At 78.1% G+C, this 22,400-nt stretch carries 14 protein-coding genes; 7 read left to right on the forward strand and 7 right to left on the reverse strand.

The window, feature by feature from the left end; genetic code table 11:
• Positions 1-5: 5 nt before the first annotated feature.
• Together ACFO3M_RS15610 and ACFO3M_RS15615 are read left to right on the forward strand one after the other, a co-directional pair.
• Positions 6-1,739, forward strand: coding sequence for a GGDEF domain-containing protein (locus tag ACFO3M_RS15610; protein WP_387990569.1), 1,734 nt, complete (start codon positions 6-8; stop codon positions 1,737-1,739).
• Positions 1,740-1,852: 113 nt separating this feature from the next.
• Entirely contained in the window at positions 1,853-4,477 is a 2,625-nt protein-coding gene (locus tag ACFO3M_RS15615; RefSeq protein ID WP_387990572.1) for a diguanylate cyclase domain-containing protein, read from the forward strand.
• Positions 4,478-4,571: 94 nt separating this feature from the next.
• Here ACFO3M_RS15615 and ACFO3M_RS15620 read toward each other — a convergent pair whose 3' ends face one another.
• Positions 4,572-5,693 (reverse strand): MFS transporter, encoded by a 1,122-nt coding sequence (locus tag ACFO3M_RS15620; RefSeq protein WP_387990575.1) that lies wholly within the window; start codon positions 5,691-5,693, stop codon positions 4,572-4,574.
• A gap of 323 nt (positions 5,694-6,016) precedes the next feature.
• On the opposite strand from ACFO3M_RS15620, the gene ACFO3M_RS15625 reads away from it, so the two are divergent.
• Complete coding sequence (locus ACFO3M_RS15625; protein WP_387990578.1) at positions 6,017-6,616, forward strand: TMEM165/GDT1 family protein; 600 nt, start codon at positions 6,017-6,019, stop codon at positions 6,614-6,616.
• Positions 6,617-6,677: 61 nt separating this feature from the next.
• The gene (locus tag ACFO3M_RS15630) at positions 6,678-8,117 is read left to right on the forward strand and encodes a sensor domain-containing diguanylate cyclase (RefSeq protein ID WP_387990581.1); all 1,440 of its coding nucleotides are present in this window, start codon (positions 6,678-6,680) and stop codon (positions 8,115-8,117) included.
• An 84-nt stretch (positions 8,118-8,201) separates the two neighbouring features.
• Here the strand turns inward: ACFO3M_RS15630 and ACFO3M_RS15635 are convergent, their stop codons facing one another.
• A complete protein-coding gene (locus tag ACFO3M_RS15635) occupies positions 8,202-9,092 on the reverse strand; it encodes a haloalkane dehalogenase (RefSeq protein WP_387990584.1) in 891 nt (296 codons plus the stop codon).
• Positions 9,093-9,248: 156 nt separating this feature from the next.
• Here ACFO3M_RS15635 and ACFO3M_RS15640 point away from each other — a divergent pair, with 156 nt between their 5' ends.
• Complete coding sequence (locus ACFO3M_RS15640; RefSeq protein WP_387990587.1) at positions 9,249-10,001, forward strand: MerR family transcriptional regulator; 753 nt, start codon at positions 9,249-9,251, stop codon at positions 9,999-10,001.
• 45 nt (positions 10,002-10,046) lie between these two features.
• Here ACFO3M_RS15640 and ACFO3M_RS15645 read toward each other — a convergent pair whose 3' ends face one another.
• From ACFO3M_RS15645 to ACFO3M_RS15655, 3 genes are all read right to left on the reverse strand, one after another.
• Positions 10,047-10,841 carry a class I SAM-dependent methyltransferase gene (locus ACFO3M_RS15645; RefSeq protein ID WP_387990590.1) on the reverse strand — a complete coding sequence of 265 codons (795 nt, stop codon included), beginning with the start codon at positions 10,839-10,841 and terminating at the stop codon, positions 10,047-10,049.
• Between the two features lie 74 nt (positions 10,842-10,915).
• Positions 10,916-13,246 carry a glycoside hydrolase family 65 protein gene (locus tag ACFO3M_RS15650; RefSeq protein WP_387990593.1) on the reverse strand — a complete coding sequence of 777 codons (2,331 nt, stop codon included), beginning with the start codon at positions 13,244-13,246 and terminating at the stop codon, positions 10,916-10,918.
• A gap of 145 nt (positions 13,247-13,391) precedes the next feature.
• Positions 13,392-14,897: a glycerol-3-phosphate dehydrogenase/oxidase gene (locus ACFO3M_RS15655; protein WP_387990595.1), complete on the reverse strand. Its 1,506-nt coding sequence runs from the start codon at positions 14,895-14,897 to the stop codon at positions 13,392-13,394.
• A gap of 38 nt (positions 14,898-14,935) precedes the next feature.
• Here ACFO3M_RS15655 and ACFO3M_RS15660 point away from each other — a divergent pair, with 38 nt between their 5' ends.
• Positions 14,936-16,639, forward strand: a complete 1,704-nt coding sequence (locus ACFO3M_RS15660) for an FAD-binding oxidoreductase (RefSeq protein WP_387990598.1) — start codon at positions 14,936-14,938, stop codon at positions 16,637-16,639.
• A gap of 189 nt (positions 16,640-16,828) precedes the next feature.
• On the opposite strand, the gene ACFO3M_RS15665 is transcribed toward ACFO3M_RS15660, so the two are convergent.
• Positions 16,829-18,280, reverse strand: coding sequence for an FAD-binding oxidoreductase (locus ACFO3M_RS15665; RefSeq protein WP_387990601.1), 1,452 nt, complete (start codon positions 18,278-18,280; stop codon positions 16,829-16,831).
• Positions 18,281-18,410: 130 nt separating this feature from the next.
• Here ACFO3M_RS15665 and ACFO3M_RS15670 point away from each other — a divergent pair, with 130 nt between their 5' ends.
• Complete coding sequence (locus ACFO3M_RS15670) at positions 18,411-21,842, forward strand: BTAD domain-containing putative transcriptional regulator (RefSeq protein ID WP_387990604.1); 3,432 nt, start codon at positions 18,411-18,413, stop codon at positions 21,840-21,842.
• Here ACFO3M_RS15670 and ACFO3M_RS15675 read toward each other — a convergent pair.
• The gene (locus tag ACFO3M_RS15675; protein ID WP_387990607.1) at positions 21,839-22,342 is read right to left on the reverse strand and encodes a GbsR/MarR family transcriptional regulator; all 504 of its coding nucleotides are present in this window, start codon (positions 22,340-22,342) and stop codon (positions 21,839-21,841) included. The two genes, ACFO3M_RS15670 and ACFO3M_RS15675, sit on opposite strands and share 4 nt — an antisense overlap.
• Positions 22,343-22,400 lie beyond the last annotated feature (58 nt).

The raw sequence follows: 22,400 nt of genomic DNA on the forward strand, positions 1-22,400 counted from the left end.
GATGCGTGACCCCCGGCCCCGCACCCGTCACCGACGGTGACCTCGATGCTGCACTGCGGCGCCTGCTGACCGCGAGCAGCCGGGACGACGCCGACGCCTTCCGGGACGGGCTCGACGACGCCGAGGCCGCGTTCGGCGCGGCGAGCGACCCCCGCTGGGCGGCCTGGCGGCACGCGCTGGGCGCCCGCCGCGGCCTGCTCGACGGCGACCGGGACGCCACCGGCGCCGAGGTGGCCGCCGCGCGCGACGCGCTGGGCGCCTGTCCCCCGTCGGCCTCGACGGCCCTGGTCCTGGCCTACCTGGCGCACGTCGAGGCGACCGCCGACCACCCGGACGCCGCGATGCTGCTCGCCGTCGACGCGAGCCTGCTCACCGAGCAGCTGTCCCCTCCCGCCGAGGAGCCCTCGCGCGCGCTGTCCCAGGCGCACCTGTGGCTGTCGCTCACCCTCACCGCGCTGGACCTCGAGGAGCTCGCCGTGGCGCAAGCCGAGCGCGGGCACCGGGTGGCCGCCGCGCTGGCCGACCCCGCCGACCGGTGGCAGCTGCTGCAGCTGCGCGCCCAGCAGAACACCGAGCTGGCCCAGACGCTGCGCCGCCGCGGCGAGGCCGGGCGGGCCCGCGAGCTGGCCGGTGCCGCACTGGCCTGCGCCGACGACGCCCGCGCGCTCGACGTCGAGCCCGATCCCGGCGACCTCGCCCTGCTCGACGTCGTCCAGGCCTGGGCGCTGGCCTGCCACGACGACCTCGACGACGCCCTCGGCCCCCTGCGCAGCGTGCACCGGCGGGTGCACCGCGCCGGCAGCACCTGGCTGCGCGGCTACGCCGACCTGGCCCTGTCCCGGCTGCTGTCCCGGCTGTCGCAGGTGCACACCGGCGGCGGGCACGGCGAGGAGGCCGCCGACCTGCTCGTCGACGCCGCGGGGGCCTTCGCCGCCACCGCCGACCGGCGCCGCTACCGGCAGTGCCTGCTCGAGCTCGGCCAGGCCACCGCCGCGATGGGCCGGCCCGCCGAGGCGCTGCACTGGCTGGACGCCTACCGCGCGGACACCGGCCGGGCGCACGCGCGCAGCCGGGAGCTGTGGGCGGAGATGTTCGTCCGCCGCAGCCGGCTGCGCGAGGTCGAGCGGCAGGCCGCCGTGCTGCGCCGGCACGCCCTCGAGGACCCGCTGACGGGGCTGGGCAACCGGCGCAGCGCCGAGCGCCGGCTGGCCGGGCTGCGGCTGGGCGCCGAGCCGCTGTCGCTGGCCGTCGTCGACGTCGACCGGTTCAAGGAGGTCAACGACGACACCTCCCACTCGCACGGCGACGAGGTGCTGCGCCGGGTGGCGACGCTGCTGCGCGAGCACAGCCGCGTCGGCGACGAGGTCTACCGCTGGGCCGGCGACGAGTTCCTCGTCGTCCTGCCCACGGCCAGCCCCGCCCAGGCCGTCGCCGCCGCCGAGCGGCTGCGCGCCGCCGTGGCCGACGCCGACTGGGCCGACCTCGCGCTCCCCGAGCCGATCACCGTCAGCATCGGCGTGGCCACCGCGCCCGCGGCCGAGGACGACACCGCGCCGGTCGGCTGGCGCTCGCTGTTCGACACCGCCGACCTGCACCTGTTCTCCGCCAAGCGGGGCGGGCGCAACCGGGTCCGCGCGCCGGGCCTCGTGGACGGGAGCACGGCCGACGGGAGCACGGCCGACGGGAGCACGGGGGACGGCGGGCCCGCCGGCGACGCGGCCGAGGGGACGCCGTCGTGAGCGCCGGCCGCGCCTGGGACGCCAGTGACGCGACGGGCGACGGGACCGGCGCCACACGGCGCGCCCGGCCCGCGCTCCCCGTGGAACCGCACGACGGCGTGCACAGTGCGGTGGTGCCACCGGGAGCCCTGCACCACCGGGTGACCGCCGCCCTCGCCAACTGGCAGCTCGACGACGCCGAGCGGCTGCTGTCGGTCGTCGACCCGTCGACGCCCTACGGGGCCGGGCCGTCCGGCGCCGCCACCGGGCACGACGGCGAACCCTCCCTCGGCCGCGCCTGGGCCGACACCCTGCGCGCCGAGCTGCTGGTCCGCCGGCTGCGCGTCGCCGGCTTCACCCTGGTCGGCGAGCCGCTGGACGCGCCGGAGGCGACCGAGTCGCTGGACCTGCACGCCGGCGTCGCGGGTCTGCTCGAGCGCGGCGACGACCGCGCCGCCGACCGGGCCTCCGGCGACGGCGACCCGCGCTCGGAGTCGGCCGCGCACGCCGCCGAGGCCATCGCCCTGGTGCGCTCGGCCAAGGCGGCCTTCGACGCCACCGACGACGCCGTCCAGCGCGCCGCGGGCCTGGCCCGGCACGCCCGCATCGAGCTGCTGTCGCGGCGGATCGACGCGGCGATGGACGAGGCGGTCGAGGCCGCCAGCCTGCTCGACCCCGCGCTCCCGCCCGACGCGCTGCTCGTCGACACCCTCGGCACGCTGGCCGGCGTCCTCGCCGACCTCGAGCTCATGCCGCTGGCCCTGGACTACCAGCGCCGCTCCCTGGAGACGGCCGCCGCGGCTGCCGGGCAGGGCACGCTCGGCCCCGACGACGCCGACCCCGACGTGCTGGTGGCGCGGGCGGCCACGTGCCTGGGCGCGCTGTGCGCGGAGCTGGGCGAGGCGCTGCTCGACGACGGCGAGCCCGAGGCCGCCGGGACCCACTTCGCCGAGGCCCGCGAGCTGGCCGAGCAGGCGCTGGCCCAGCTGCCGCCGGACGCCGACGGCGTGGTCGCCGCGCAGGTGGTGCACGGCTGGGCGCTGGTCGGGCTGGGCGAGCCCGCCGCCGCGGCCGGGCCGCTGCGCGCCGCCGTCCGCACCACCAGTGCCACCGGCGACCGCGCACTGCTCGCCTCGGCGCTGCTGGGGCTGGGCCGGGCGCTGCGCCGCCAGGGCGACGGCCGCAGCGCCGACGAGCAGCTGGCCCGGGCGCTGGCGCTGGCGACCGAGCACGGCCTGCCCCGGCTGCGGCGGGCGGCGCTGCGCGAGCTGTGCACGCTGCACGCCGAGCTCGACGACGCCGGCCGCGCGCTGCCCTACCTGCAGGCCTACCTCGCCGACGAGCTGGACCGGGTCGACGAGCGGCGCACCCGCTGGGTCGAGCTGTTCGGCCGGCGCAAGAGCCTGCTGGAGAACGAGCGCGCCGCCGGGCAGCTGCGCCGCCAGGCCTACGAGGACCCGCTCACCCACCTGCCCAACCGGCGCTACGCCGAGGCGCGGCTGGACGGGCTGCTCAGCGCGGGCACCACGCCGGCGCTGGCGGTCGTCGACGTCGACCGGTTCAAGGCCATCAACGACGCCGTCGGGCACCCCGGCGGCGACGCGGTGCTGCGCGCGGTCGCCGACCTGCTGCTGGCCGGGTGCCGCGACACCGACGAGGTGTGCCGGTGGGCCGGCGACGAGTTCGTCGTGCTGCTGCCCGACACCACCGCCGAGCAGGCCGAGCGGGCACTGGAGCGGATCCGCCGCGCCGTCGCCGCGCACGACTGGACCGCGCTGGGCCTGCCCGTGCCGGTGACGATCAGCGTCGGCATCGCCTCGGCCACCCGCGGCGACGACCGCCGCACGCTGTTCGCCGCCGCCGACGGCGTCCTCTACGACGCCAAGCGCAGCGGCCGCGACCGCGTCGTCCGGCTGTCGGCGGTCACCCAGACCCGCGCCCCGGACACGCCCGCGGAGCCCCCGCCGGCGCCGGCCCGGCCGGCCGCGCGCGCGTCGGTGCAGGTCGGCCCGGTGCAGTCCTCGCCGCTGGACCCGGTCGGCGGCTTCGCCGCGCTGCTGGCCGACCCGCCGCTGTCGCTCGGCAGCGCCGGCCAGCCCGCGCTCGCCCCGGCGCCCCCGGCCGCCCCGGCCCGCCCGGCGCCGGCCGAGCCCGACGTCGTCTGGGGCGTGGGCCGGTCCACCGAGCAGGTGCTGGCCCTGGTCCGGGAGACCCGCGCGGCGCACCCGGACCGGCCCGCGCTGGTCGTCCGGGCCAGCGCCGACACGCTGGTCGCGCTGGCCGCCGCGTACGACGGCTCCACCACGGTGGACGCGGCGGCGATGTCGGCCGCCGTCGGGCCGATCCCCGAGCCGCTGGGCCGGGTCGGCGTCCTGTGCGCGAGCACCGCCGACGCCTCGGTGGCCGCCGAGGCCGCGTTCGTCGCGCGGGTGACCGGCACCGAGGTCGTGCGGGTCGACGACGTCGGCGGCAGCCGGCTGCGCCCCCTGCTCACCGACCGCACCCTGCTCGACGACGTCGACTGCCTGGTCGTGGTCGCGGGCCTGGACGCCTCGCTGGCCGGCACGGTGGGCGCGATGACCGACGTGCCGATCGTCGCGGTGCCCACCTCGACCGGTCAGCCGGGCTCGTTCGGCGGGTTCGGCGCGCTGCTGACGATGCTGAACTCGGCTTCGCCCGGCGTCGTGGTCAGCAACATCGACAACGGCCACGCCGCCGGCGTCTTCGCCGCCCGCATCGCCCGCCGCACCGCCAGGTAGGGAGGGGCGCCACGTCGGGTGGCGAGCCGCCCTGCGGAGGACGGCGGACCGGTCGCGGGGCCGGAGGCTCCCGGCCGGGACGGCGTGGCAGGGCTCAACGCCGCTCGGGGACGGCACCTGGCCGCGGTGTCGGCCGGAAGGCCGACCACGTGATCGGCACGACGGCGAGGAACAGCGCCGCGACGGCGAGCGCGGAGCCCAGCGCCCAGGCGGCGAACACCAGCAGCGACGCCAGCTCGATGCCCAGGCCCGCGACCGAGGTGACCGTGGCCCGCGCCGCGCCGGGCACCTGCTCCTGCAGCCGCGCCTCGCCCACCACCAGCACCGCCAGGTACAGGCCGTAGGACAGCGCGACGGCGGCCAGCGCGACGGGCGTCCCCGCGAGCGCCCCGGCCGCCAGCAGCGCCGCCGAGACGGCCAGCAGGACCGGCAGCGCCCGCGACGGCAGCCGCCCCAGCCGGCCGGCCAGCGCCGCGCCCGCCGCGCCGGCCAGTGCGACCCCCAGCACCGCGGTGGGCACCAGCTCGGTGGGGACGCCGCGGTCGCGGGCCATGACCGGGAAGTACTCCTCCAGCGCGTCCAGCCCGCCGAGCAGCGCGACGGCGACCACGGTCAGCCGCAGGGACGGCCGGCGCAGCGCCTCGCCCACGGCGGCACGCAGGCCCGGGCCGCCGTCGTCGTCCCCGGTGGGGGTGGTCTCGGGGAAACGGGTGGCCAGCGCCGCCGCGGCCAGGCACACCCCCACGCTCGCCCAGCCGACCAGCGCGTAGCCGCCGGCCTCGACGAGCACGCCGGCCAGCAGCGCGGTGGGCACCTGCACGAGAAGCTCGGTCGCCGTCATCGCGCCCTGGACGCGGACGAACTCCTCCTCCGCGCCGACGGCGGCCAGCGCCTCGTAGACCAGCGCCTCGGCGGCACCGGAGACCAGCGCGCCGCCCACGCCCCACACGACGAACCCGGCGGCGAAGCCGGGCAGCCCGGGCGCCACGGTCCAGAGGACGAAGCCGACCGCCTCCAGCACCCCGGCGAGCACCAGCGCGCCGCGGCGCGACCAGCGGTCGGCCAGCACCCCGGTGGGCACCTCGGCGACCAGGCTGGTGACCGACCACAGCGCGAACAGGCCCGAGACCTGGGCTGGGCTCAGCCCGGTGTCGAGGAACAGCAGCGCGTAGAGCGGGTAGACGGGCGCCAGCCCGGACAGCGCGGTCCAGGCCACGGCCAGGCGGGCCAGCGGCCGGGCGGGCGACGGCGGTACGGCGGACGACGGGCGTCAACGGAACGGCACGGGACGACGGTAACGAGCCCCACACCCGGGCGCACCGGGTTTCACGGGGCCCGTCGACTAGCCTGGGCGGCCGAGGAGGGGAGTAGCCCCCCGTCCGCTGGTCGACACGCTGGCGCGCTCCCCCGGGAGCCGCCCGGTCAGCGGGCCCGCGCCCCGCGCGGGTGGGCGAGACCTCCGGCCTGAGCAGTCGTCGCGCTGCCGGTCGGAGGCGTGCGCCCCCGCCCGGCCGTGCCGAGCGGAAGAGAGACCCACCCGTGATCGTCTGGTCCGTCGTCGTGACGGCGTTCGCCCTCGTCCTGCCGGTCGAGCTCCCGGACAAGACCCTGTTCGCCAGCCTGGTCCTCGCCACCCGGTTCCCGCCGCTGCCGGTGTTCGTCGGCGTCGGCACCGCCTTCGGCCTGCAGGTCGCCATCGCCGTCACCGCGGGCAGCCTGCTGTCGCTGCTGCCGGAGGCCCTGGTCAGCGGCGTCGTGGCGGTGCTGTTCCTCGTCGGGGCGGTCCTGCTGTGGCGCAGCGCGTCCGAGGGGCCCGAGGACGGCGGGGAGGCGGCCGACGCCCGGGAGCGGACGTCGTTCCTGCGCGCCGCCGCGATCTCCTTCGGCGTGCTGTTCGCCGCGGAGTGGGGCGACCTGTCCCAGCTGGCCACCGCGGGCCTGGCCGCCCGGTTCGACGCGCCGGTGTCGGTGTTCGTCGGCGCGTGGGCGGCGCTGCTGACCGTCTCGGGGCTCGCGGTGTTCCTCGGCAGGGCGCTGGCCGACCGGCTGCCGGTGGCGCTCATCCGCCGGGTGGCCGCGGGGCTGTTCGTCGTCTTCGCCGTGTTCGCCGCCGTGGAGACCGTCCGCGCCCTCACCTGATCGGGGGACGGCCGCGGGCCGGGCGGTGCGGACGACGGGCGCGAGGGCCGTTGCCTCCGCCATGACCGTCTCCACCCCGCCCGACCGCGACGCCGGCGCCGCCGACCTCGACGTCCGCGCGCTCGCCCGGGACGCCGAGCTGGCCGCCGTCGTGCGCGTCGCCGCGGACCTGGCGGGCGTGCGGTACGCGACGGTCAACCTGCTCGACGCCTGCGAGCAGCACCAGCTGGTGCCGCACGGGTTCCTGGGCTCCTCGTCGCCGCGCGAGGAGTCGCTGTGCGCGGCGATGAACGCCGGGAGCCCGCGGGTCCGGGTGCACCCGGACCTCGCCGCCGAGCCGCGGTACGCGGGCAACCCGTGGGTGGACGGCCGCCGCGCCCGCGTCCGCGCCTACGCCAGCGCGCCGCTGGTCGTCGACGGGGCGACGGTGGGCACCCTGTGCGTCTTCGACTCCGAGCCGCACGCCTTCGCCCCCGGGACCGGGGACCGGCTGGCCGACCTCGCCGCGGTCGTGGTGGCGCTGTTCCAGCGGCGCCGGCAGGCCCGCCAGCTCGCCGCCCTCGCCACCGCCAACGCCGCCGCCCGCGACCAGGCCCGGGCCGCCGCGACGCACGCCGCCCGCTCCGAGGCCTTCACCCGCGCGCTGCTGGAGGCGCTGCCGGTCGGGGTGGTCGCCGCCGACGCCGACGGGCGCATCACGCTGGTCAACCGGCTCGGGCGGCAGTGGCACGGGCTGCCCGAGGGGCACGCCGGCCAGGTCGAGGGCGTCCGGCTCACCGAGGACGTCGTCGAGGCCTTCGGGCTGCGCACCCCCGACGGACGCCGGCTCGGCCTGGCCGAGGTCCCCCTGGCCCGCGTCCACGCCGAGGGCCGGGTCCGCGACGCCGACATGGCGATCGACCTGCCCGGCGCTCCCCTGCGCGTGGTGCGCGCCTCGGGAACCCGCATCCGCGACGCCGCGGGCCGGCCCACGGGCGCCGTCGTCGCGATGATGGACGTGACCGCCCAGCGTGAGCTCGAGGCCCGGCTGCGCGAGGCCGCCCTGCACGACGCGCTCACCGGCCTGCCGAACCGGGCGCTGCTGCTGGACCGGCTCGCGCAGGCGCTGCAGGTCCAGGCGCGCGAGGGCCTGGCGGCCGCGCTGCTGTACTGCGACCTCGACGGGTTCAAGGCCATCAACGACACCCTCGGCCACGCCGCCGGCGACGCCGCCCTGCTGCGGATGGCCGCGGCGCTGCGGGGGGCGGTGCGCCCGGGCGACACCGTGGCCCGCATCGGCGGCGACGAGTTCGTCGTGCTGTGCCCCGGCACCGGCACCGAGGACGCCGCCCGGCGCCTGGTCGACCGGATCGCGGCCACCCTCGCGACCCCCACCGACGGCGGGCCGCCGCTGCGCTCGAGCACCGGCGTCGCCCTCTCCCGGCAGGGTGACACCGCCGACAGCCTGCTGCGCCGCGCCGACGCGGCGATGTACGAGGTCAAGCGCTCCCGCCGCCGCTGACCTCCGCGCCGGGGACGGGGCTCGGGCGGTGCTCGACCCTGCCGCCGCAGCCCGGGCGCCGTCCCGGACGGGCCCGGCAGCCGCTCAGGGCAGCGTGGGGATCCAGTCGGCCAGCGCCCGGCCGATCGCGTGCGGTGAGTCCTCGGGGACGAAGTGCGAGCCCGGCACGGTCACCTCGGTGACCGACGGCCACTTCCGCACCAGCCCGCGTGCCCGCCCGGTCAGCAGCCACCCGGGCTCGGCGTCGACGAACAGCTTCGGGACGGCGCTGGTCCGCAGCCAGTGCCCGTACCGCGCGACGACGTCGTGGACGGCCGGCGGCACGTTGGCGATGGGGAGCTGGCGCGGCCACTCCAGCGTCGGCCAGCGGTCCTCGCGCTCGCGGAACGGCTGCCGGTAGCGCTCGTGCGCCTCCGGGGGGAGTCCGCGGAGCACGGACGCCGGGAGGATCCGCTCGACGAAGACGTTCTTGTCGAGGACGACGACCTCGCCGTCCTCGCTGCGCATGGCCCGGAAGATCTTCCGGCCGTCCGCCGGCCAGTCGGCCCAGGTCATCGGGGTGACGATCGCCTCGGTGAAGGCCAGGCCGCGGACCGCCTCGGGGTGGCGGTGCGCCCAGGAGAAGCCCAGCGCCGAGCCCCAGTCGTGCAGCACGAAGGTGACCCGCCGCTCCACCCCGAGCGCCTCGAGGAGCCCGTCCAGGTGCGCGGCGTGCGTGGCGAAGGAGTAGGTGCCCCGCTGCGGGTCGGGCAGCTTCCCGGACTCCCCCATGCCGACCAGGTCCGGCGCGATGCAGCGGCCGAGGTGCTGCACGTGCGGGATCACGTTGCGCCACAGGTAGGACGACGTCGGGTTGCCGTGCAGGAAGACGATCGGGTCGCCCTCACCCACGTCGACGTAGGCCATCTCGGTGCCCCGGACGGTCACCCGCTGCCGGGGGAAGGGGTCCTCGGGCGAGACGTCCTCAGCGGCCACCCCGGCATCCTCGCCCAGGCGCTGCTCCTCCGCCGTCCGGGGACCGCGCCCGGCCCTGACGCGACGATCGCGCCCGGCCCTGACGCGACGATCGCGCTTGACCCTGACGCAGCGTCAGGCTGTGCACTCGTCGCCGTCAGGGAGGAGGGACCCGGGGTGAAGGTGGGCGAGGTGGCGGCGCTGGCCGGCGTCACGGTGCGCACGCTGCACCACTACGACCGGATCGGGCTGCTGTCGCCGTCGGGACGCACCGCGGCCGGCTACCGCCGCTACTCGGCGGCGGACCTGGACCGGCTGCACCAGGTGCTGCTCTACCGCGAGCTCGGGTTCCCCCTCGAGGAGGTCGCGGCCCTGCTGGACGACCCGTCCGCCGACCCCGCCGAGCACCTGCGCCGGCAGCACCGGCTGCTGCGGGACCGGCTGGAGCGGACACAGGCGATGGTCGCGGCCGTCGAGAAGGAGATGGAGGCGAGGCAGATGGGGATCGCACTGACCCCGGAGGAGCGGTTCGAGGTGTTCGGCGAGCACGACCCGGAGCAGTACGAGGCCGAGGTGCAGGAGCGGTGGGGCGACACCGACGCCTACGCCCAGTCGAAGCGGCGGACCGCGGCCTACACCAAGGAGGACTGGCTCCGGATCAAGGCCGAGGGCGAGGACCTGGTGCGGCGGATGGCCGAGGCGCTGCGGGCCGGCGTCGCGCCCGGCTCGCCGCAGGCGATGGACCTCGCCGAGGAGCACCGGCAGCAGGTCACGCGGAACTTCTACGACTGCCCGCCGGAGGTGCACGCGGCACTGGGCCGGATGTACGTCGAGGACGAGCGGTTCACGGCCACCTACGAGCGGGTCGCGCCGGGCCTGGCGCAGTGGGTGAGCACCGCCGTGCAGGCCAACGCCGCCCGCCAGGGCTGAGCCCGAGGGGCGGCAGGGACGGCCGTGCCCTGCCACCCCCGGGGCTCAGACGCGGACCAGCAGCTCGCCGTGCAGCATGGCGAGCCAGCCGTCGTCGGCGGCGGCCCAGCGCAGCCACGCGGCGGCGAGCTCCTCGAGCTCGTCCCGCGTGGCCAGGCCGTAGCCCAGGGCCTGCTCCGCGAACGCCGACGCCGTCGCGCGGCCGGCCCACGAGCGGCCCCACCACTCCCGCTCGGCCGGTGAGGCGTAGCACCAGGAGCCGGTCGTCGCGGTGGTGTCGCGCAGGCCCGCGGCGTGCGCCCAGGACAGCAGCCGCCGGCCGGCGTCGGGCTCGGCGCCGTTGGCGCGGGCGACCGAGTGGTAGAGCTCCAGCCACCGGTCCAGGCCGGCGTCGGCGGGGAACCAGCACGTGGCGGCGTAGTCCACGTCCCGGACGGCGAGCAGCCCGCCGGGGCGGCAGACACGGGCCATCTCGCGCAGCGCCGCCACCGGGTCGGTGAGGTGCTGCAACACCTGGTGGGCGTGGACGACGTCGACCGAGTCGTCGGGCAGGTCGAGGGCGTACACGTCGCCGACGGCGAAGGTCACCGCGACGCCCTCCCGCCCGGCGAGGTCCCGGGCCTCGCCGAGCGGGTCGGCCGAGACGTCGAGGCCGAGCACCCGGCCGGGCGCGACCCGGCGGGCCAGGTCGACCGTGATCGTGCCCGGCCCGCACCCGACGTCGAGCAGGTCGAGCCCGGGGCGCAGGTGCGGCAGCAGGTACGCGGCGGAGTTCTCCGCGGTGCGCCAGCGGTGTGACTGCAGGACCGGTTCGGCGTGCCCGTGCGTGTAGGTGTCCACGCCGGCATCCTGCTCCGTTCGTCCCGTACAGCGGAACGGTCATCTCACTGGACGGGATGGGACCGGACGGGGCGTCAGGTCCGTGGCTCGCGCCCGGCCGGCTGCCGCGGCTCGCTGAGCAGCGGCGTGGGCGCGCGCAGGGGCACGCGCACCGGGGTGGTCGTGACCGCCTGCGCGGCGCCGTCGACGACGACGGTCATCGGCCCCTCCCCGCGCACCAGCGTGAGCGTGGTGCCCTGCTGCGTCGTCTCGACGCGGAGCACGCTGCCGCGCCAGGTGACGTGCCACGCCGTGCGGGACAGCGACGACGGCAGCAGCGGCGCGATCTCGAGGTCCCCGTGGTCCTCGCGCATACCCCCCAGACCCGCGGTGAGCGCCAGCCAGGCCCCGGCCACCGAGGCCAGGTGCAGCCCCTGGGCCGTCCCCTGCCGGACGTCGCGCAGGTCCACGAGCGCGCACTCGCGCAGGTAGCGCAGGGCGAGGTCGGGGTGCTGCGCCTGCGCGCACACCACCGCCTGCACCGCGGCCGACAGGGAGGAGTCCCGCACGGTGCGCGCCTCGTAGTACTCGAGGTCGCGCGCCACCTCCTCGTCGGTGAACTCGTCGCGGCACCACCACAGCGCCTGGACGAGGTCGGCCTGCTTGAGCACCTGCCGCCGGTAGAACGTGGCGTAGTGGTTGTGCTCCTGCACCGGGTAGGCGTCGCACTGCTCCTCGAAGGGCCACTCCTCGTACGACGTGAAGTTGGCGTTCATGGGGTGCACGCCCAGCCCCTCGTCCCACGGCACGTGGACCGCGTCGGCCGCGGCCCGCCAGGCGGCGGTCTCGGTGTGGTCCACACCGAGCTCCGCGGCCCGCGCCTCGTACCTGCGGCAGGCGTCGGCCGCGCGCCGCAGGTTGGCCCGCGCCATGAGGTTGGTGAAGACGTTGTCGTCGACGACGCCGGTGTACTCGTCCGGACCGGTCGTGCCGAACAGGTGCCACGCCCCGGCCGCGTCCTCGTGCCCCAGCGACATCCACAGCCGCGCCGTCTCCACCAGCACCGGCAGGCCGCCGACGTCGTCGAGGTCGGCGCCGGTGGCGTTCTCGTACAGCCAGAAGGCGCGGGCGACGTCGGCGTTGACGTGCATCGCCGCCGTGCTCGCCGGCCAGTACGCCGACACCTCGGGCCCGCTGATGGTGCGCCACGCGAACGCCGCGCCCGCCCGGCCCAGCGTCCGGGCGCGCTCGCGGGCGGAGCCGATCGTCTCCGCCCGCCACCGCAGCAGGCGGGCCGCCGTGTCCGGGCGCAGCAGGGTCAGTGCCGGCAGCACGAACCCCTCGACGTCCCAGAAGGTGTGGCCGCTGTAGCCCATGCCGGTCAGGCCCTTGGCCCCGACGGGGGCGCCGGAGATGCAGGCGGCGGAGCAGAACAGCTGGAAGACGCTGTAGCGCAGCGCCTGCTGGAGCTCGGGGTCGCCGTCGACCTCGACGTCGGCCGTGGCCCAGAACTCGTCGAGCACGCCGCGCTGCGCCGCCAGCAGGCCCTCCCACCCCAGGTCGAGGGCGGAGGCCAGCGCCGCGGACGCCTGGCCGACGAGGGAACCCGCCCACGCGTCGAGCGACCAGGTGTGCGCGACCACCTTGGTGATCGCGAGGGCCCCGCCGGCGGCCAGGTCGGCGGCGACCGTGGTGACGACGCGGTGCTCGTCGGCGTCGGAGCTGACGTGCCCGCGGTCGACCACGTGGTCGACCGCGGCCGCGACCGTGATGCCCGACCGTCGGGTGCGGGCCGCGAGGGTGCCGCCGGTCGCCGCGGAGGCGTGCACCAGCGGCTCGAAGGCGTTGTCGAGGCACTCCGCGACGCGCGGGTCGTCGTTGTCCACGCCCGTGGGCGTCACCGCCCCGCTGGCCAGCTCGGACCGCACGACGACGTGCGCCGGCCCGTCCAGCGCGCGGACCTCGTACCGGACGGCGCAGATCGACCGCTCCGCCAGCGAGACCAGCCGCCGCGAGGTGACCTCCATCGTCGTCCCGCGCGGCGTCGTCCAGCGCACGAGCCGGTCGAGCGTGCCGGCGCGCAGGTCCAGCGTGCGCTCGTGGACCTCCGGCCGGACCTCCCGCACGTCGAGCGGGATGCCGTCGACCAGGAGGCGCAGCGGCGTGCCGTCGGTGACGGTGAGCAGCGCCTGCCCCTCGCCGGGCTGGCCGTAGCCGCCCTCGGGATAGGACAGCGGGTGGGTCTCGTAGACCCCGGACAGGTAGGTGCCGCGCATGCCGAACGGCTCGACCTCGTCGAGCGTGCCCCGGATGCCTACGTAGCCGTTGGACAGGCTGAAGAGGGACTCGGCGACGTCGAGCGTCCCGGTGTCCACGTGCGGCTCGCGGACCGTCCAGGGGGCGACGTCGAGTCTGGGGGCGCTCACGGCGGGTCCTCGCGGTCTCGGAGGGCTGTCGGGGGCACCCGGCCGGGTCCCGCTCCCCGTCCTACCGCCCGGCGTGCACCCGCGCGACCGGCGGCGGCACAGGACGCTCCCCGCACGCCGGGGGGCCGCGGGTGCGGACCGCCTCCTATGCCCCGGCCAGGACGGACTCCGCGACGGGCACGGCGGCGGCGCGGTCGGCGGGGACCAGGCCGAGGCGCACCCGCCGGTCGAGCAGGTCGGCCACGCTCCGCGCCCCCTCGGCCAGCGCGCCGAACCGCAGCTCCCCCACCGTCTCCGGACGGCCCCCGACCACCGGCTCCGTCCCCAGCGCGGCCACCCGCGGCGCCTCGGTGCCGTACCGGGCGACCAGCCGCGCGGGGGCGGCCACCCGCGCCAGCTCGGCCGGGGACGCCGCCCCGACCAGCGGCAGCCGGGCGGTCGGCGAGCGGCGCGCGCCCCGGCCCAGCCGCGCGACGACGGCGTCGACGGCCTCGGCGGCCATCGCCCGGTAGGTGGTCAGCTTGCCGCCGACGACCGACAGGACCGGTCCGTCCCACCGCAGCAGGTGCCGCCGCGAGAGGTCCGCGGTGGCGTCGCCCGGCCCCGCCCCCGCCGACCGGGGCAGCACCAGCGGCCGCAGCCCGGCGTAGGAGCCGACGACGTCGTCCCGGGTCAGCGGCACGGCCAGCACCCGGTTCACGGTGTCGAGCAGCTGCCGCACCTCGGCGTCGGCCGGCACCGGGTCCTCGTCCGGGACCGGCCCGGGCACCGGCTCGTCGGTGAGCCCCAGGTACACCAGCCCGCCCGGCTGCGGCAGCGCGAACACGTACCGGGAGCGCGAGCCGGGCAGCGGCACGGTGAGCGCCGCGACCGGGTCGCCGAGCCGGCCGGCGCGGACGACGAGGTGCGAGCCGCGCGAGGGCGCCAGCCGGATGCCCGGCGCCAGCGCCTGCGCCCACACGCCGGTCGCGTTCACCACCGCGCCCGCCCGCACGGTCAGCGCCGCGCCGTCGACCTCCACCGCCACCTCGCCCCCGTCGACGGCGGTCACCCGGGCGCCGGTGAGCACCCGCGCGCCGTGCGCGGCCGCGGTGCGGGCCAGGGCGACGACGAGCCGCGCGTCGTCGGTGAGCTGACCGTCCCAGAACACCGCGCCGCCGCGGCCGGGGCGCACCGCGGGCGTCAGCCGCGCGACCTCCGCGGCGCCGGCGCGGCGGGTGCCGGTCAGCGAGCCGCGCCCGCCGCGCACCGACCGGCGCACCGCGTCCCCCAGCCGGCCGCCCAGCGCGCCGACGGCGCTGACGTCGCGGCCGGCGGCGTCGGGCACCAGGAACGGCAGCGCCCGGACCAGGTGCGGCGCGGTGGTGCGCATGAGGACGGCGCGCTCGCGGGCGCTCTCCCGCGCCAGGCCGACCTCGCCGTGCGCCAGGTAGCGCAGGCCGCCGTGCACCAGCTTGCTCGACCACCGGCTGGTGCCGGCGGCGAGGTCGGTGCGCTCGAGCAGCGCCACGGACAGCCCGCGGGCGGCGGCGTCGAGGGCCACCCCGGCGCCGGTCACGCCCCCGCCCACGACGACGACGTCGACACCGCCGGCCAGGGCCTCGAGGTCGGCCGCGCGGCGCTCCGGGGTGAGGTCGGGCTCGCCGGTCACGTGCGGGGTCCCGGTCGGAGCACCGGCAGACTGTAGCCGTGTCCGAGCAGCCGGAACTGACCGTCCAGGGGTGGGGGCCCGGCAGCTCCCGGGTGGCCACGGTGGCCGAGCCGGGGGACGCGGCGGAGGGCTCCCTCGAGCTCACCCGCGACCCCGACCTCGCCACCGCGCTGCCCAAGGCCGCGCGCCGCCACCTGGCCGGGGAGCTGGGCTGGGAGCCGCGGCCGACCCCGCCGGTCGCCGTCGCCGACATCCGGCTGGCGCCCTCGCGGCTGCCGGCCGACGTCCACGACGCGCTGGTCGCGCTCCTCGGCGCCGACCACGTGCGCACCGACCGGGAGGCGCGGCTGCGCCGGGCCGGCGGCAAGAGCTACCTGGACCTGCTGCGCCGGCGGGAGGGCGACGCCTCCGACGCGCCCGACGCCGTCGTCCTGCCCGGCAGCACGGAGCAGACCGCGGCGCTGCTCGCGCTGTGCGCCGAGCACGGGGTCGTCGTCGTCCCGTTCGGCGGGGGCACCAGCGTCGTCGGCGGGCTGTCGGGGATGGACCCCGACGACCGGCCCTCGCTGTCGGTCGACCTGTCCCGGATGGCGGCGCTGACCGACGTCGACGTCGCCTCGTCGCTGGTCACCGCCGGCCCCGGCATGCGCGGCCCGGCGCTGGAGGAGGCGCTCGGGGCCCACGGGCTGACGCTGGGCCACCTGCCGCAGAGCTGGGAGTACGCCACGCTCGGCGGCTACGCGGCGACCCGCTCGGCCGGGCAGTCCTCCACCGGCGTCGGCCGCTTCGACGACCTCGTCGCGGGCCTGACCCTGGCCACGCCGTCGGGGGTGCTGGAGCTCGGCCACCCGCCGGCGTCGGCGGCCGGACCCGACCTGCTCGGCCTGGCGCTGGGCTCGGAGGGCGCGCTCGGGATCATCACCGGGCTGCGGCTGCGGGTGCGCCCGGCGCCGCGGGCCCGGCTGTACGAGGGCTGGTCGTTCCGCACCTGGGCCGACGGGCTCGCCGGGCTGCAGCGGCTGGCGCGGCACGACCTGCTGCCCGACGTCGTCCGCCTCTCCGACCCCGATGAGACCCGCGCCAACCTGCTCAACGCCGGCGGCACCGGCGCCCGGCTGCTGCGCGGCGTCCTGCGGGCCCGCCGCCGCGGCGAGGGCTGCCTGCTCGTCGTCGGCTGGGAGGGCCTGCCGCAGGTGGTGCGGGCCCGCCGCCGGGCGGTGCTCGCGGTGCTGCGCGAGCACGGCGCGGCGCGGGTCGGCCGCCGGGTGGGCGAGTCGTGGCGCCGGCACCGGTTCGCCGCCCCCTACCTGCGCGACCGGCTCATGGACGCGGGCCTGCTGGTCGAGACGCTGGAGACGGCGGCCACCTGGACCGCGCTGCCGGCCGTCTACGACGCCGTCCGCACCGCGCTGCAGCGGTCGCTGGGCCGGCCCGGCAAGCGGCCGCTGCTGATGACGCACGTGTCCCACGGCTACGCCACGGGCGCCTCGCTGTACGTCACCGTGCTCGCCGACCGCGACGACGACCTGCCGCTGCAGCAGTGGCTGACCGCCAAGCGGGCGGCGACCGAGGCGCTGCTGGCCGCCGGCGGCACGCTCACCCACCACCACGCCGTCGGTGCCGACCACCGCCCCTGGCTGGAGCGCGAGGTCGGCCCGCTCGGCGTCGAGGTGCTGCGCGCGGTCAAGGCCCGGCTGGACCCCCAGGGCATCTGCAACCCCGGGGTCCTCCTGCCCGACTGACGCCGCGGATGATCAGCTGAGCTCACCGCCGCGCGTCCTGGCTCACCGTGGGTGGTGAGCCAGGACGCCGCAGGATCAGCTCACCTGATCGTGCTCGTCTCCGGCGGGGTCCAGCCCGGCGGGGGCAGGGCCGGCGGGATCCCCATCCGCCGCCGCAGCCAGGCCGGCGGCCGCGGGCGGGGCGGCTGCTCAGGCACCCCGGCCCCGCAGCGCGTACCCGGTGGAGAAGACGTCGTCGGGGTCGACCGCCCGCTTGACGGCCAGCAGCCGCTCGGCCGAGGCCGGGTCCCAGGCGGCGAGGACCTCCTCGGGACCGCTGACGTCGCCGAGGAAGTTGACCATCCCGCCGGGCGCGGCCCACGGCGCCAGCGCGGCGAGCACGCCGCGGCCGACCGCGGGCACCACCTCGGCCAGCTCCGGCACCATCGGGCCGATCACGAACACCGACCAGGCGGCGCCGCGGCCCGGGACGGCGTCGGGCACCCGCGCCGGGCGGGCGAGCGCACCGCCCATCTGGCGGATCTCGGCCATGACCAGCGGCACCTGCACGTCGGGGCCGGCGGCGGCGAGGAACGCGTCCACGGTCTCCTCGGTCAGCTCGGCGAGCAGCATCCCCTTCTCCCAGCCGGGCATCGGGTCGGTCGGGTCCATGTGCACCGCGTCCAGGGCCGTGGTCGGCATCGGCCCGACGCCGCCGAGCAGCACCTCCCCCGCGGCCTGCATCGGCGCCACCAGCGCGGTCCCGAGCTCGGGGTCCTCGCCGGCGTAGACGTAGCGCAGGTGGACGACGGTCTGCCCGCGCAGCGGCGGCGGCAGCTCCTCCACCGGAGGCAGCCGCAGCACGGCGACCGAGGTGCCGACCTCCTCGGGCAGCGTCGGCGCCCAGGCGCGGTAGGCGTGCAGCACCGCGGCCGCGTCCCTGCCGGCGAAGAACAGCCCGCCGGCGACCAGCGCCGGCACGCGGAACAGCTCGAACTCCAGCGCGGTGACGACACCGAAGTTGCCCTTGCCGCCGCGCACCGCCCAGAACAGCTCGGGCTCGGTCTCGGCGCAGACGGTGCGCAGCACGCCGTCGGCGGTGACGATCTCCACGCTCACGACGGCGTCGGCGGCGAACCCGTGCCGGCGGCCCAGCGGCCCGAGCCCGCCGCCGAGGGTGTAGCCGACCACCCCGACGTCGGACGACGAGCCGCACAGCCCGGCCAGCCCGTGCTCGGCGGCGGCCGCGACGACCTTCTGCCACTTGACGCCCGCCTCGACCCGCGCGGTGCGGCGGGCCGGGTCGACGGCGACGCCCTGCATGCGGCGGGTGGTGATCATCAGCGCGCCGTCGGCGTTGCGGACCGGGCCGTGGCCGGTGGCCTGGACGGCGACCGGCAGGCCGTGCGCGGCGGCGAAGGAGACGGCGGCCGCGACGTCGGCGGCGCAGGTGGCACCCACCGCGACGGCGGGCGTGTGGGTGACGGCGAGGTTCCAGGCCGCGACCTCGGCCGCCATGCCGTCGTCGCCCGCGACGTAGACCGGCCCGTGCACCCGGCCGCGCAGCTCCGCGACGGCGGCGGGGTCGAGGGCGGCGGGCACGGCGTCGTCGAGCGGTGTGCGCGGGAGCGGGGCGGCGGCGGGGGTCTCGGTCAGGCTCATGTCGGGTCCTCGGGGCAGGGGGGATGGCCGGGGACCACCGTGGCCGCCCCGCCTTGACCGCCACTTGCGCCCGACTTGAGGCGCACGAACCCCTCCCCAGGCGGCGCGCGACCTGTCACGATGCCCGATCGTGCGGTTCCGCGTCCTCGGTCCCCTCGAGGTCACCGGTCCCGACGACCGCCCCGTCGACGTCGGCGGGGCCAAGCCCCGCGCGCTGCTGACCCTGCTGCTGGCCGAGGCCGGCCGGGTGGTCCCGATCGACCGCATCGTCACCACGCTGTGGGGTGACGAGCCGCCGCCCACGGTCACCGGGACCCTGCAGGCCTACGTCTCGCACCTGCGCCGGGTGCTCGAGCCCCAGCGCGGGCCCCGCGAGGCGCCGACGGTGCTGCTCACCCGGGCGCCGGGCTACCTGGTGCAGGTCGGCGCCGAGGACCTCGACAGCCTGCGCTTCGCCCGCCTGGTCGAGGAGGGCGACCGCGCCGTCGAGGCCGGCGACCCCGCCGGCGGGGTCGCCGCGCTGGACCGCGCGCTCGAGCTGTGGCGGGGCGAGCCGCTGGCCGAGCTGGGGGACGGGCCGGGCGCGGCCACCGACCGGCTGCGCCTCACCGAGCTGCACGTGCGCGCCCGCGAGCGCCGGTGCGACGCGCTGCTGGCCGTCGGCCGCGCCGACGCCGCCGTCGCCGACCTGCAGCGCCTGGTCGCCGAGCACCCGCTGCGCGAGCGGCTGTGGGCCCGGCTGGTCACCGCCCTCTACGCCGCCGACCGGCAGGCCGACGCGCTGGACGCGCTGCGCCGCTGCACCGAGCTGCTGCGCGACGAGCTGGGCATCGACCCCGGCCCCGAGCTGCGCGACCTCGAGCAGGCGGTGCTCCGGCAGGACCCCAAGCTCGCCTCACGGGTGCCCCGGCCGGTGCTGTCGGTGGTCCCGCCGCCGGCGCCCACCGCGCTGGCGGTCCCCGGCGACGAGACGCTCGTCGGCCGCCGCGCCGAGCTGGCCCGGCTGCGGGCGGCCGCCGAGCAGGTCGCCGCCGGGCGGCCCGCCGTCGTCGTGCTGGCCGGCGAGGCCGGCATCGGCAAGACCCGGCTGGCCGAGGCGGTCGCGGACACCACCCGGGCCGCGGGGTGGGCGGTCGCCGAGAGCCGCTGCGCCGACGACGCCGGCGCCCCGGCCCTGTGGCCGTGGACGCAGGCGCTCGAGCAGCTGGGCCAGGAGCCGCCCGCGCCCGCCGGGGACGACGGCGACGACGCCGACGCCGCCCGGTTCCGGCTGTTCCAGGAGCTGCGCGGCAGGCTCACCGCCGCCGCCCGGCAGCGGCCGGCGATGGTCGTCCTCGACGACCTGCAGGGCGCCGACACCACGTCGGTGCAGCTGCTGACCCTGCTGGCCCGGCACCTGCCGCGGGTGCCGCTGCTGGTCGTCGTGACCGTGCGCAGCGTCGGGGAGGACCTGCCCGAGGCGGTCGCGGACTGCCTGGCCCGGCTGGCCCGCGAGCCGGCCGCCACCACGATCACCCTGCAGGGCCTGGACGCCGAGGACGTCGGCTCGCTGCTGGCCGCGCAGCTGGGCTCTGCCGGCGACCCGGGCCTGGCCGCCACGGTGCACGACCGCACGGCGGGCAACCCGTTCTTCGTCGTCGAGCTGTCCCGCTGGATGCGCGGCGGCCGCGACCTGCACGCGGTGCCGGTGCCGCCGTCGGTGGGCGAGGTGCTGCGGACCCGCCTGGCCCGGCTGCCCGCCGGCGCCCGCCCGGTGCTCGAGCTCGCCGCCGTCGCCGGCCGGGAGGTCACCCTCGACCTGCTCGAGGCCGCCGGGGAGCCGGCCGAGGCCGCGCTGGCGGCCCTGGACGCCGCGGTCGCCGCGGGCCTGGTCGTCGAGGGCGGCACGCCGTGGAGCTGGCGGTTCACGCACGCGCTGGTGCAGGAGGTCCTCGCCGACGACCTCCCCGCGCTGCGCCGGGCCCGCCTGCACGCCCGGCTCGGCGAGGCGCTGGAGCGGCAGGTGGCCGGCGGCCGCCCCGACGACGCCGTGGTCGAGCGGCTGGCGCACCACTTCGTCGAGGCCGCGCCGGTGGCCGGCCCCGCCGCCGGGCTGCGGTGGTCCACCGCCGCGGCGGCCAACGCCCGGGCCCGCCTGGCCGACGGCGAGGCCGCGGTGCACACCCGCCGCGCGCTGCGGCTGGTCGACCCGGCGCAGCCCGGCGCGGTCCGCACCCGGCACGACCTGCTCACCGCGCTGGGCAACGACCTGCTGCGCAGCGGCGAGCGCACCGAGGCCCACCAGGTGGTCGGCGAGGCGATCGCGCTGGCCCGCGAGCTCGGCGACCCGCGCTGCCAGCTGGAGTCGGCCGCGGTCTGGGGCGAGGTCACGCTGTGGAACTGGCGGCCGCACGGCGTCGTCGACGCCGAGATGGTCGCCCTGCTGGAGGACCTGCTCGAGCACCGCGACGAGATCGCCCCGGACGCGACCGAGGCCGAGCGGGACCGGCTGACCGCGCGGCTGCTGGGCACCCTCGGCGTCGAGCTGGCCTTCAGCGAGGACCTGCAGCGCGGCGTGCGGTACGCCGAGCGGGCGGTGGCGCTGGCCCGCGGCGTCGGCGACCCGGAGCTGCTGGGCCGGACGCTGAACAACTACTCGCTCGCGGTGTGGGGCCGGCCCGGTGCCGCCGAGCTGCGGCTGGCCGCGACCGACGAGGCGCTGGCCCTGGCCGGGCGCGGGCTGCCGCGGCGCACCGAGTTCTACGCCCGGCTGCACCGCGCGGCGATCCGGCTGCACCTCACCGACCGCGCCGGTTTCGAGGCCGACCTGGAGGCCGGGCGGCGGCTGGCGTTCTCGCTGTCGGGCCCGGAGGTGCGCCCGCACGTGCTGTGGCAGCAGGCCGGCGCCGCCTGGCTGGCCGGGGACGCCGCCCGCGCCGAGGACCTGACCACCGAGGCGCACGAGCTCTACCGCCGGGTGACGCCCCACTCGCGGCACGCCTACGCCGCGCACCTGTTCGCGCTGCGCCGCGGCGACCACCGGCTGCCCGAGGCGATCGACCTGCTCGTGGAGACCGGCGACGAGGGCAACCCGCTGCTGCAGCTCATGGCCGTGGTGGCCGCCGCGGAGTCCGGCGACCTCGCGGTGGCCCGGCGGCTGCGCGCCCGCTGGGGCCGCACCCAGATCCGCGACTGGGCCAGCGACGTCGCGGTGCTGCTGCAGGCCGAGGCCGCGCTGCACCTGGGCGACGAGCCCGAGCTGACCGTGGCCACCGTGCAGCTGCTGCCCTTCCGCGGGCGGCAGGCGGTGCTGGGCACCCCGGCGTTCAGCCTGGGCGCCTACGACGAGCTGCTGGGCCGGATCGCCGAGCGCACCGGCGACACGGTGGCCGCCCGCGACTGGTGGACCGGCGCCCGCGAGCAGGGCCGGAGGGTCGGCTCGCCGCACCAGGTGGCGCTGGCCGAGTCCCACCTGGCCCGGGTGCCCGCCGAGCAGGCGCACCGGCCGCCGCGGCGCCGGCGCTCCGAGCCCCCGACGCCGCGCCCTGCCGTGCACCCACCGGTCGAGGAGCGTCCAGCCTAGTCCGGCCCGGCGCCCCGCCGTTCCCGTTCCCGGGGCCAGCGGGCGACGGCGTCGGCCAGGACCTCGCGCAGGAACGCCAGGAAGTCGCGCGTCTCGGCGAGCCGCCGGCCACCGGGCCGGTCGGCGCCGAGCAGTTCGATGCCGGACGCCGCGACGTCCTCGAACCGCCGGAGCGTCTGCAGCTCCGCGGTGACGGCACGGGTCCAGAGGTTGGCGTCGTCCAGCACGTACAGGTCGCTGCGCGTACCGGGCTCACGCTCGCGCACCAGGAAGCCGACCTGGACCAGCTGCCGGACGGCCCCGCTGATCGCCGCCGGGCTGACCTGCAGGCCCTCCGCGAGCTCGGCGGCGGTGTAGCGGTCGGCGTCGTCGGCGAGCGCGTAGGCCATGACCCGCGCCTGCATCGGCTGCATGCCCGACTCGCGCAGCACGAGCGCGAACCGCTCCACGAACCGCAGGAGGGTCGCCCGCTCGGCGTCCAGGTCGTCCGCAACCGCCACGCCGCCCATCGTACTGGGCCTCCTGGCGTTCAATAGTGTTCACAAAGTAGTGAAAGTT

Origin of the sequence: Geodermatophilus arenarius (assembly GCF_042654585.1) — a bacterium.
GTDB lineage: Bacteria > Actinomycetota > Actinomycetes > Mycobacteriales > Geodermatophilaceae > Geodermatophilus > Geodermatophilus arenarius.